The following is a 12,551-nucleotide window of genomic DNA, read 5'->3' as shown; positions in this document are numbered from 1 at the left end:
TATAGAGGTCTAAATACTGGACAAATGTCTAAAAAGTAATCTCTTTTCTAATACGACTCAAATGTCTTTGGGTAATTCCTAAATAAGAAGCCAAATACTGTAACGGAATATACTGTACAAAATTAGGGTGATGAATCAGTAGATTCTTATAGCGTTCAGAGGCACTCTCTCGCTGAAACTGTATCACTCTGCGTTCTAATTCTAAATACTGTTGCTCAGCTATAATCTTTAAAAAAGTAGTCCACTGAGGTAATCTATCTGCTAAGGCATCGAGATCTTTCTTCTGAATAGACCAAACTACCGCATTAACAATTGCCTGAATACTCTCTATACTCTTACCTCCAGTGATAAATGCAGAATAAGCTCCTATTAAATCATCTGGAAAACGAAAGCAGTAAGTCAATTCATCTCCTTTTTCGTTTGTATAAAAGGAGCGAAATACGCCTGATTCAATAAAGGCTATTTCTTCACAATAGTCATTTTCCTTTACGAGATAGTCATTCTTAGCGATATTGCGTTGTACAAATAAAGCAACAATATCACCTATCTCTTCTTCTGAGAATAGATTAAAACGTTGAAAAAATATATTGAGCATAACAGATACCATATTCATGGTAAATGTAATCCTATATATGCAATATCTTATTAATTTTTATTACATTTCGCAGAATTTCATTTAGAAACAACAATACATAAACCTAACAAATATGAAAAAATTAGTTTTATCATCTCTAGTACTAGCTACAGTACTAACATTAGTAAGCTGTAAACAAGAGGTTAAAACAGAACAAGTAGCAACAGAAATAGAAGCAACTACCTCTGATAATACACCTACTACTGTAATAGATACAGCTGCTGCTAAACAGGCTATTGCCAAAGAAAAAGAGGCATTAGCAAAACCATATAATGAGGAAGAAGATGGTGATGCTAAAATAACAGAACTAATCGCAAAGGCTAAAGCTGAAGGCAAAAACGTTTTTGTACAAGCTGGTGGTAACTGGTGTATCTGGTGTCTTCGTTTTAATGATTTTGTACAAAAAAATCAAGATATAAAAACTGTAGTTGATGCGAACTATGTTTATTATCATTTAAATTATACAGCTAAACACAAAAATGCTAAAGCATTTGAAAAATATGCTCCTGAAGGACAAAAATTAGGTTATCCATTCTTCATCGTAATCAATGGAGAAGGAAAAACAACTAATGTAATTTCCTCTGGTGAATTAGAAGCAGATAAAAGCTATGACGTAGCTAAAGTAAAGCAGATGTTCGTAGACAATGCTCCGAAGAAATAAAAGCAAAAGGCTGTCCAATGGACAGCCTTTATCATTTAATCTGTATAGTCTTTAGATTCGCAGATATAGGTATGGCTTTTACTTCTTGATTTACATATAAAAACAACATATCACTGGTCTTCCCTATAAGGATTCCTTCTATCACATCTCCTCCTATATACTCTATTTTAGTCGTTTCTTGTTGTAGTGTTTCAACATAAGTTCGCTTGCCATAATACTGTGCCATCAGTATAAGATACCAGATAAAAATAAAGATAAACACACCTCCTTTTATCTTTCTATACCAAGAATATTGTTCAAGATTAAATATTGATTTACTATAATTAGCAGGAAATTTCTCTTTCCAATATGCATCACCTTTAAACAATAGATAAGTAATAATCATTGTCACAATAGCAAAAGCTACTATTCTAAAGTCTGCAAAAGGAGCTATCAAAAAATCAAAAATAGAAGAGTAATCAAAAATATTAATACCAAAAGCATTGTACTTCTGATTATTAAACAACATCCCTATCCCTATAGCCAATAAATAAGCAAAAGTCAGTATAAGCTGTGCTGACTTCATTAATTTATTAACAAGCGTTTTTACTATATTTTCATCCATAAAAAGAGTTATAAGAATAACACAAAACAACTTCTCTGTTCCTATCAAATATATACTTTTTTGGCCTAGAATAAATGATAAAAAAACTTCTATTTAAATTCTTATTTATATCAAAATAATAGAAGTAATATATAGATGATATAGAAGCTAACTATAAAAGCTTACCTTTGGATAAATAGTTCATTCTATGCAAAGGTTTTAGTGTTTATAACCTATTGTTTCACTACATTTTCTATCCATGTTTGTTATTCGATCTCTTTTTATCTCTTTTCTAATGATCTTACTCTTGAATGGCTGTACAGACAAGTTAAGCAATCAAGATTACACTGATTCTTCTATCCGATGGAAAGCCTATTTTACTATAAAAGGAATCAATGTTCCTGTTATTTTCACACTAGATAGCATTCCACTTAATATTCATGGTTACCGTACTGTTTTTACAGATGGTCCAATTACAAATCAAAAAGAATATACCAAAATAGCTCGTGATAGTTTTATCAACCCTTTAGATTACAGCGGTCATATCCATCTAAAAGGAATTATACAAAGCGATACGATTAAAGGAATATTTGAAGATAAGAAAGGTAAAAATACTTTAGTTACCATCCCTTTTATAGCCTATAAGACAGAAGAACCTCGCTTCTCTATTCCAACAACATATACAACTATTAATGTAACTGGTCAGTGGGAGTTTACCTTCTCAGAACAAGATTCTCCAATTAAATTTACAGAATACTATAAAATAGAGAACTTCCATTTATTCCAAAATGAAGGTACTCTAATCGCACGTACAACAAGAAATGAAGGTTTTGAAGGTGTAATGACTCAAGATGGCTTTATCTGTTCTTCTATGTCTAAAGATAGACCTACTCTTCTTCAAACTTCCCTAATCGATACTAATTACTTAGAAGGAACTATCCTTACACCCAATGAATCATTCACCTTCACTGCTAAGCGAAAAAGTAAACTCGAAAGCACCAAAGAAAACAGTACGACTCTGTTCAAAATGCTCCGAAACTTATTCAAAGCTTATGAAGAATATCCTAAATAAAAAAGCCACTCCCAAGGAAGTGGCTTCAAACCTAACCAAACTAATAGAAAGATATTCCTTCCTATAAAAAATCAAACTTATTATTCTAATTTATTAGTCATAGAATTTATCGAAACGTGCAAATCCTGATATCTTATCAGGAAGTGTCATTCCCTTAGTAACCTTGTCTGTTTTTAGATCATAAATCCAAACATAATTTCCTTCTTCTGCACTATTAATCGCTAAGTATACTTTCTTATCTTGAACAAAGAAACCTAGTTCATACGGTTCATCTAAAGGTAATTCTGTCAACTGTCTTACAACAGATCTAGTCTCCAAATCTATAATAGCATATCTTCCATTATAACTTCCTCCTTTAGCAGGGTCTCTATACCCAACAATCATTTTATTATCTCCGATATAATTCATCGCTGTTTCAGGCTTTAATCCACCTAATACTTGCGTCAAATTAATTTCGTAAGATCTATCTAATACTCCCTCTGCTGTCTTAATTCTAAATAGATAAATGTCTTTAGCCTCTGAATTAGTACGTGTAAAACAACTATAGTAGAAGCTGTCATTATCCTTTACAAAAGAAGTTTTAAAATAAGGAGAACCATTACTAGCTCCACTACTACGAGTGTCTGCTTCTGATTTGATTACTTTAAAATCTGGATATGAAATAGAAGCTATATTATAGAAATTAGGTGTCAACCATTTTGCATTTCTAAAACCGTACTGTAAATACAATACTCCATCTATATAAGCTGCAGAACCTATTGAATAATGGTCATATCCTTGAGGGAAAGGCTCTAGGCCAGACACTTCTCCTTGTTTTATTATTTTAAGATTTGTTGTATTAAAAACTGTATATCGGATGCGCTCTATATCACTTGTATCTCCAAAAAGAATCAAAGTGTTATCATCAGCCCATGTATAAGCACTCACGTCATTAATATAAGAGAAAGGTACTTCTATCTCTGTAACTAGCTTATCATTTGTATATTTAAACTTTTTAAATACTCCTTGATCTGTTTTATAGTTATAGATATAACCATTCTTAACAATATAAGAATACGTTCCTTTAGAGTTAATTTCATCACCTTCTCTATTTAGATCCATAACTCCTTGTGTCACATCATTGGTAGCTGTAATATAATGAACCGTATTAGGCCAACTTCCCAATGCTGATAATAAGAAATACTTATAATCTTTTTCTCCTTCAAAACCACCACTCTGAGATGGTTCTTTACTACATCCTATCACTGTAAAAAGTAATAAGATCATAGATAATATTGTATATGATTTATTTTTCATCTGTAATGTCTATTTTAAAGAATATCTGAATTTGAAATAAAATGCTCTACCTTGTTTTTGAAGTTTAAAGTTGTCATAAGCAAGAGCATTTCCAATATTAGTACAATTCAAAGCAAAGTTATACTTCCCTTTTGCTATCGAATAATTGATTCCTACATCGTGTAATGTCTGGCGAGGAATCGTTGGAATATTCTTTTTATTTCCATAAGACTGCCAGTTTTTATAGAACCACTCTGTCATAGATACCCCATAAGTTAACTCAATACGAGAGTCTTTTTGGAACCAATCATCTTGCCCTATACTCACATCTATATTACCATATAACCAAGGCTGATTTGGCACTTCTTTTTTATAGGTAGCAGACTCTACATTATCACTATTATTAGCGTATTTCGTATTGTCATAAGCATAGTTATAAGTAATATTCGCCATAATATTAAGGATATTCTTATACTGATAGTTAAATTCTCCTTCAACTCCTCTAGTGAAGATATTAGATAAGTTCTCGTATTTAAAAGTACTATTGAATAAATTAGGAACTGTATAAATATAATCCTTCGTATCTCTAATATATCCAGCTGCATCAAAACGTACGAAGTGATTATCAAAACGTTGGCTATAATACACCCCTAAATTAAAGTTATTACTACTCTCAGGACGTAGAGCTAAGTTACTAGTAATAGACACACCATCACCAAATATTTCTTCTGGTTCTAATAAACGGAATGACTTTTCAAAAGAAGCTTTTAAACCTAGTTCATTGGTAATTTTAAAAGTACTCGCTACACCATATCCCCAATTTCCTGATTGATTTTTAACAGGGACATCCTTACGTGTAGAAGAGTCAAAGACAGTCTTATCTAAATCAACTAAGTAATACTTTCCAAAAAACACATTAGTCCATCTCTTATCAAACCAATCTTGTTGATAGTTAATAGAGAAAATCTGTTTTGTCATTTTTGTTGGATAAGCATCTTCTCTCTTATCGTATAATAAATTATAAGATTGATTCTTCACATAATCTAACATATAATTAAAGTTAAACTTGTGAGAATCACTTAATCTATACTCTGTAGTTAATTGAGAGAATACACGATCTCTGTGTTGTCTACTTAAAGAAGGGTTAGAAAGTTCACTTCCTGCAGCAGGAACATAACTTCCGTCCCAACTGTATTTTCTCATTAAAGTATCCGTTCCTTTTTCTAAACTCTTAGAATACCCTAAATAATAATTGATATCAAAGCGATCGTTCAATAGGTCTTTCTTCTTATATTTTAAGAAGTAATTATTCGCATCTCCTTCTCTCTTCACTCCTCCATATACAATCTCTTGATTAGATCCTGTCTGAATTTGTTTATCAAATAAAGAATGTGACACTCCTACGAATAACATATCAGCCCATGACTTATCCTCTATTCCCAATTCTGCCATTACAAATAAAGATTTGTAACGATCATTAAAACGCTTTACATCTCTATACTCATACTTCTCAGCTTGGGGATTATAGATCTTCATATCACGCATCTTATAATCATTATCTGAGTAATTATAAGCACTATTCAGTCTCATGATAATTCCAGTACCCTTATCTTTTAATTGTCCATTTAAATTAACTTTATGGGTATTAAAAGATCCTGTCATATAACTTGCATCTAAATAATCTTTAGAACTACCATTCGTAATAATATCCACTGCACCTCCCATGGCATCAGTGCTCAAATGAACAGGAACAACTCCTTTATATATCTCTACACGTTGAGCCATATTAATAGGAAGTGTATTCATATCCACTCCTTTACCTAACATCTCTAACGGAACTCCATCTACAAAAAACTTAACTGCTTTTCCGGACATCCCGTTTACAGAAAAATTATAATCAGACCCTACACCACCTTGTTGTCTAACTTTGATACCGCTACTTTTATTCAGTATTTGATTTAAATCATAAGTACTATTAGCTATCTTTTGCATATCCACAGCACTTATTGTAAAAGCTTGCTCTTTTAAAGCATCTACTTTACCTTTTACACTAACCACAACATCATCTAATACAGAAGGCTCATCTTGCATAGTAATACTCAATGATTTTGGGCTTGTATTAAATTGAACAGTTCTGCTCTCTTCAACCATTCCTACGTAATTAAACAGTATTGTATGTTGTCCTGTTGTGTGCTGTAATTCAAACTTCCCATCTAGATCTGTCTGAACACCAATTGTACTTCCTTTAATAGAAACAGATACTCCTATAATGGGAGTTTTCTGTGAATCATAAACGATTCCTTTTACTTTACCTACAGTTCCTTGAGCATTTACTAAACAAGGTAACAGAAGTAGTAAAAAACAAAAAAATACTTCCTTAAACGGTCTCATTATTTAAATTAATTTTAAATAACAAAAGTATTGGTCATGTTAATAAAAACCAAAGAAATACAACTTTATTTTTAACGAGTCTAATTAGATTATTTGTGTTAAATCAAAATAATCACAATATCAACAAATTAACAAATAAAGACACCATCATTTCTATCTTAAGAACATAATGACATAATTATTCAACTTTCTCATAACAAACTAGATAACAACTAAGCACTAAATACAGTTCATAAAAAAAGCGTAGCCATCGCTACGCTTTTACGTCATATCTAAGTTTATTTTACTATCGACTCATAAATTACCTTCTGAATATCTTCTCTAATATTAGCCTTAGATAGATTATTCACATTACTATCAGGATAAGTTCTATTTGATAAAAATACAAATACTAAATCTTTATCAGGATCAGCCCAAGCCATTGTTCCTGTAAACCCTGTATGTCCAAAACTAGACATTGAAGCACATCCACATGTTGGACCAGGAGAACCTGGCTTTTGCGGTTTATCGAATCCTATTCCCCTTCTACTACCTTTACTACAATAAGCACACTCATTAAATGTATTAAAAGTATCTTCCGAGAAGAAACGATCTCCTCCGTATTCCCCTTTATTCAGATATAACTGCATCATTTTAGCTACATCTAACGCTGATCCAAACAACCCTGCATGTCCAGCAACTCCACCTTGCATAGCTGCTCCCATATCATGCACATATCCTTGTACAGTAGTGTAACGGTAATAATTATCTATTTCAGTAGGAGGAATTACATTCAAGTCAAATTTACGCAATGGTAAATAAGTTAAACGCCAAGCTCCCATCTTATTATAATACTCACTTTCCACTACTTGATCAAATGTCTTGTGATATTTACTCTCCACGAACTCCTTCATCATAATAAACCCTAAATCACTATACTTATATTCCTTTTTAGATAATTTAGAATCTGCTATTTGTTGTAGGATTTCATTTGTATACCCTTTTTTAATATATAAATTCTCTGACACTTGAGTAGGATACTCTGGAGTGTAAAAGAAACTATATAAACTCGGATCAGGTCTATTATTCTCTGCTAGTGTACGTTTATAAAAAGGAATCCAAGCTGGTAAACCTGACTGATGTGTCAACAACTCTTTAAAAGTAATATCTTCTTTATCCGTATGTTTAAACATCGGCAACATCTGTCCAAGTTTAGTCTCCATTCTTACCTTATGATCATCATACATCTTTACCAATACTGGTAAGGTTCCTAATATCTTGGTTAAAGATGCTAAATCATATAAGTCTGTATTTAAGACCTTTGTACTACCATCATAATTATGATGTCCGAAAGCTTTTTGGTATACTACTTTGCCATGACGAGCCACTACTACCTGAATACCTGGTGTATATTGTTTATCTATTGCTCCTTGAGCAATGACATCAATTCCATTTAACACATCAGGATCCATCCCTTCATTTGCTGCAGTAGAAAAACCTAAGCGATCAATAGCTTTCGTTTTAAGTCCTGTACCAACAGTGAAAGAACCACTGATAGAAACTGGTAACTTTCCTTTAGCTCCTATAGCCCCAAATAATACTTGAGCGGCAGCTTGCTGAGCAAATTTATTATTCTGATACCCTACTAACACAGTATTTACTTTATCTAAAGGCATTGACTCAAGCGCATACGGTTTAGCAAAAGATACTAACACAGTATTCTTTCTAGCGGCTAAATTACGTAAAGTTGCCTTCTCTGTGTCTGACATATCGTGCTTACGCCATGGATTATCAACCTTGTGATATCCTACAATAATAGTTGTAAACGCAGAAAGATCTTCTAAGCTATCTCCTGTAATTTCTGTTACATCATCATAATTTTGTAACATACTTAAGAAGTCACTACCATCATCATCTCCTAACTTTACATAAGCTATCTTTTGTTTTTCTAAATGTTTAAAAGGAACTAACCTATCTTCATTCTTCGTTAAAGTCATTGCTTCTTCGTACAACTTCTGATTTAAATCATCGTAAACTGGAGCATTTAAATCCTTAACTAAGCTACCTGTTTCAATAGCAGAGAACTTCGTCATACCTGACTTGTACTTATATGCCAAAACCTTCTTTACTGAATGAGAAAGGCGTTCTTCTGATATTTCTCCTGCATTATAAGCAGCTAATATATTCGTTAACGCAGTAGGTACATCTTCAGAGAAAAGTAATAAGTCATTTCCTGCTTTAAAAGCGGCTAAATCTACTTCTCCGGGTTTTAAAAAACTTGTTGCAGCTTTCATATTTAAAGCATCAGTAAAGATCAGTCCTTCAAAACCTAATTCCTCTTTCAACAACTTCGTTACAATATTATGAGATAACGAAGTAGGAATATCATTAGGTTCATAAGCGGGTAAATTTAAGTGACCTATCATCACACTAGACAGCCCTTCTTCAAATAACTTTTTATACGGATAAAATTCAACTCTATTTAAGCGCCCTTTATCAAAGTCTATTACAGGCAATTTGTGATGTGAATCTGTAGAAGTATCACCGTGTCCAGGAAAGTGTTTTCCTGTTGCGAAAATATCTTGACTCTGATATCCTTGCATAAATGCACTAGCGCGATCTGTTACTATCTCTCTCGTCTCCCCAAAAGAACGCACTCCGATAATAGGATTCTTTGGATTAATATTAATATCTAATACAGGCCCAAAGTTAAACTGCATACCTAAGCGTTTGGTTTGTTTAGCCATCGCTTCTCCCACTTGATAAATCAAGTCCATATCTTGAACAGCACCCAATGTCATATTATAAGGGAAACGATAAGTATCTTCTAAACGCATACTCAGTCCCCACTCTCCATCTATACCCACTAACATAGGTACCCTACTTAAAGTCTGTAAACGATTAGTCATTTCTGCTTGACGAACAGGTCCACCTTGAAAGAAAATTAATCCTCCAATATGCTGTTCTTGCACAAGTTTCTCTAAACTCTGTACATGAGCCTCATTTTTATTAGAGTAAGCTGCAACCATAAACAGCTGTCCTATTCGCTCCTCTAAATTCAACGTATTATATACACTATCTACCCATTGTTTCTGTCTAGCTTGATTAAACTTAACCTGTCCAAACGCACTAGAAGCCACAAGAAGTAGTACAACAGTCAATCTTTTCATTAGTTTTTATTTTAGGTCAAAAAAAAATCACCATCAAAAGTCTATTTGATGGTGATTTTGATATCGTAAATATAAATATTAGAATCTATTTAAAAAAACGTGAATGCCAACTTTCAGATGCTGGAACTTCCCAAAATTCTCTAAACTCTCCTAAATCATTCACTAAATTATTGAATACAATCGTATTAGCTGATACAGACTTAGACTTTACTAAATCTTTAAATTCTAATAAAGTTTTAAAAGCAATGAATTCTCCTGTTTTATAAGTAACATTCATCTTATCTAGTAAGTCCACATTATACTTTTGTTCAATATCTTGAATCACACGAACTGAAGCATCTATTGAACATCCTGAAGCAGGGTGTATATCTTGATCCACTGCTAGCACTATAAATCTATTGTAAAAAATCTTATAAGAAGATGCTAATGGTGTAGCATGGGCAGCCCATTCTTCTGTAAAAGCTGCTAACTCCTTATCTATATCTTGAACCTCTTCATCTGAGAACTTACGATTAGATTGGTAAATCCAAACTCTCGAATGATCAGGCATTTCTTCAAATGGTTTAAACATATTTTATAAATCTTCTGCGTTTGCAATTAACTCAGCTACATCTAACACTTTTACTGAGCTTTCTTTTTCTTTAAACTTAACCCCATCTGTAAGCATTGTGTTACAGAAAGGACATCCAGCAGCGATAATCTCTACATTAGTTCCTATAGCCTCCTCTGTACGCTCTACGTGTACTTCTTTATCACCGTGTTCTGGTTCTTTAAAAAGTTGAGCACCTCCAGCACCACAGCAGAAACCATTTTGTCTAGAACGCTTCATTTCTACTAACTCTGCATCTAATTTTTCAATCAATTGACGCGGAGCTTCATAAACTTGATTAGCACGTCCTAAATAACATGGATCGTGGAAAGTAATTCTCTTTCCTTTAAATTGCCCACCTTCTATAGTCAATCTTCCATCATCTAAAAGTGATTTCAAAAATTGAGTATGGTGTACAACTTCATATTTACCACCCAAATCAGGGTATTCATTCTTAAGTGTATTAAAGCAGTGAGGACAAGCAGTTACGATTTTTTTAATTTCATATCCATCTAATACTTGGATATTCATCATTGCTTGCATTTGGAATGCAAATTCATTCCCCGCTCTCTTTGCTGGATCCCCAGTACAACCTTCTTCTGTACCAAGTACAGCAAATGATACGTTTGCTTTATTTAATATCTTTACGAATGCTTTTGTAATCTTTTTTGCTCTATCGTCAAAACTTCCTGAACAACCTACCCAGAATAACACTTCTGGTTGTTCTCCTTTTGCCATCATTTCCGCCATGGTAGGCACTACTAAATTTGCTGACATAATCTTGTGTTTATTGAGATAATCCTAAAAAAGGATTATGATAGTTAATGTTTAGTTTTCGTCTTTCCAGTTTAATCTGTCCATTTGGCTATATTGCCATGGAGCAGCATTATTCTCAACATTTTGCATCATGTTGTTTAACTCTACAGGAGCGGCACTCTGTTCCATCACTAAGAAACGACGCATATCCATAATAATAGAAAGTGGACTAATGTCTATAGGACATTCTTCAACACATGCATTACATGTATTACAAGCCCACAATTCTTCTGGTGTAATATAGTCATTTAATAATGTCTTACCATCATCAACAAACTGACCATTATTCGCATCTAATATCTTACTTACATCCTCTAAACGATCACGAGTAGACATCATTATCTTACGCGGAGATAGTTTTTTACCTGTTATATTCTGAGGACAAGAAGATGTACAACGACCACACTCAGTACAAGAATAAGCATTTAATAACTGTACCCAATTTAAATCCATTACATCTTGAGCACCAAATTTCTCTGGTTCTCCTACAGGTTCTGCTGGTGCAGCGTATGGGTCTGCATTAGGATCCATCATTAAAGAAACTTCTTTCTTAACAGACTCTAAGTTATTAAACTCTCCTTGAGGTTGTAAATTAGCATAATATGTATTTGGGAATGCTAAGAAGATGTGTAAGTGTTTTGAATAATATAAATAATTCATGAACAACATCACCCCTACTATGTGTCCCCACCAACAAAAACGCTCAATGAATGCAACTGTTGCAGGATTAACTCCGTCAAATATAGGGCTGATAAAACTAGAAATAGGAAATGATCCTACTGCTGTATAATGTGTATAACCAATACTCTGAAGATAATAATCTGCAGCATTCATGATTAAAAAGAAACACATCAACACTGTCTCAATGTAGATAATATTATTCGCATCGCGCTTAGCCCAACCTTCCATTTCTGGTTGATTAAAACGTCTAAGTTTAATTATATTTCTACGAATCCAGAATACAACAACTCCAAAGATAACTAAGAAAGCTAGTACTTCAAAAATTCCAATTAATGCATCATAGCCTACACCTAAGAAGCTAAACACTCGATGTGTACCAAACAAACCATCAACGATGATTTCTAACATCTCAATATTAATAATCACAAAACCTACATATACAAAAATATGTAAGATAGCTGGGATAGGTCTTTTCACCATCTTAGACTGTCCTAAAGCTACGCGGATCATGTTTTTCCAACGAGCTGAAGGATTATCTGTTCGATCGATATCTCTTCCTATTTTGATGTTGCGGATTAGCTTCTTTATATTTTTGATAAAGAATCCAAACCCAACAACTAAAAGAAGTAAAAATAATACTTGGCCTAAATACTCCATAGTCGTAATAATTGTTTTCAGTAATTGTTAGTTTTTCTTGTTA

Annotated in this window: 10 protein-coding genes; 2 read left to right on the top strand and 8 right to left on the bottom strand. The window is 33.1% G+C overall.

The window, feature by feature from the left end; translation table 11 throughout:
* Positions 1-28 precede the first annotated feature (28 nt).
* Positions 29-613 (bottom strand): Crp/Fnr family transcriptional regulator, encoded by a 585-nt coding sequence (locus tag E0Z07_RS11900; RefSeq protein WP_081048728.1) that lies wholly within the window; start codon positions 611-613, stop codon positions 29-31.
* A 94-nt stretch (positions 614-707) separates the two neighbouring features.
* On the opposite strand from E0Z07_RS11900, the gene E0Z07_RS11895 reads away from it, so the two are divergent.
* Positions 708-1,295, top strand: coding sequence for a thioredoxin family protein (locus E0Z07_RS11895; RefSeq protein WP_016649562.1), 588 nt, complete (start codon positions 708-710; stop codon positions 1,293-1,295).
* A 31-nt stretch (positions 1,296-1,326) separates the two neighbouring features.
* Here the strand turns inward: E0Z07_RS11895 and E0Z07_RS11890 are convergent, their stop codons facing one another.
* A complete protein-coding gene (locus E0Z07_RS11890; protein ID WP_006259193.1) occupies positions 1,327-1,947 on the bottom strand; it encodes a hypothetical protein in 621 nt (206 codons plus the stop codon).
* Positions 1,948-2,173: 226 nt separating this feature from the next.
* Here E0Z07_RS11890 and E0Z07_RS11885 point away from each other — a divergent pair, with 226 nt between their 5' ends.
* A complete protein-coding gene (locus tag E0Z07_RS11885) occupies positions 2,174-2,950 on the top strand; it encodes a hypothetical protein (protein WP_006259194.1) in 777 nt (258 codons plus the stop codon).
* Between the two features lie 93 nt (positions 2,951-3,043).
* On the opposite strand, the gene E0Z07_RS11880 is transcribed toward E0Z07_RS11885, so the two are convergent.
* From E0Z07_RS11880 to E0Z07_RS11855, 6 genes are all read right to left on the bottom strand, one after another.
* Positions 3,044-4,246, bottom strand: a complete 1,203-nt coding sequence (locus E0Z07_RS11880) for a YncE family protein (protein ID WP_016649565.1) — start codon at positions 4,244-4,246, stop codon at positions 3,044-3,046.
* 9 nt (positions 4,247-4,255) lie between these two features.
* Positions 4,256-6,616 (bottom strand): TonB-dependent receptor, encoded by a 2,361-nt coding sequence (locus E0Z07_RS11875; protein ID WP_131540791.1) that lies wholly within the window; start codon positions 6,614-6,616, stop codon positions 4,256-4,258.
* 278 nt (positions 6,617-6,894) lie between these two features.
* A complete protein-coding gene (locus E0Z07_RS11870; protein ID WP_131540790.1) occupies positions 6,895-9,765 on the bottom strand; it encodes a glycoside hydrolase family 3 N-terminal domain-containing protein in 2,871 nt (956 codons plus the stop codon).
* An 85-nt stretch (positions 9,766-9,850) separates the two neighbouring features.
* The gene (locus tag E0Z07_RS11865; protein ID WP_006260980.1) at positions 9,851-10,336 is read right to left on the bottom strand and encodes a hypothetical protein; all 486 of its coding nucleotides are present in this window, start codon (positions 10,334-10,336) and stop codon (positions 9,851-9,853) included.
* Between the two features lie 3 nt (positions 10,337-10,339).
* The gene (locus E0Z07_RS11860) at positions 10,340-11,131 is read right to left on the bottom strand and encodes a (Fe-S)-binding protein (RefSeq protein ID WP_131540789.1); all 792 of its coding nucleotides are present in this window, start codon (positions 11,129-11,131) and stop codon (positions 10,340-10,342) included.
* Positions 11,132-11,182: 51 nt separating this feature from the next.
* Entirely contained in the window at positions 11,183-12,508 is a 1,326-nt protein-coding gene (locus E0Z07_RS11855) for a (Fe-S)-binding protein (protein ID WP_006259200.1), read from the bottom strand.
* Positions 12,509-12,551: the final 43 nt, after the last annotated feature.

This window comes from Myroides odoratimimus (assembly GCF_004337635.1).
Lineage (GTDB): Bacteria > Bacteroidota > Bacteroidia > Flavobacteriales > Flavobacteriaceae > Flavobacterium > Flavobacterium odoratimimum.
The sequence above is the reverse complement of the archived record's forward strand: the minus strand, read 5'-3'. Positions and strand labels throughout refer to the sequence as shown.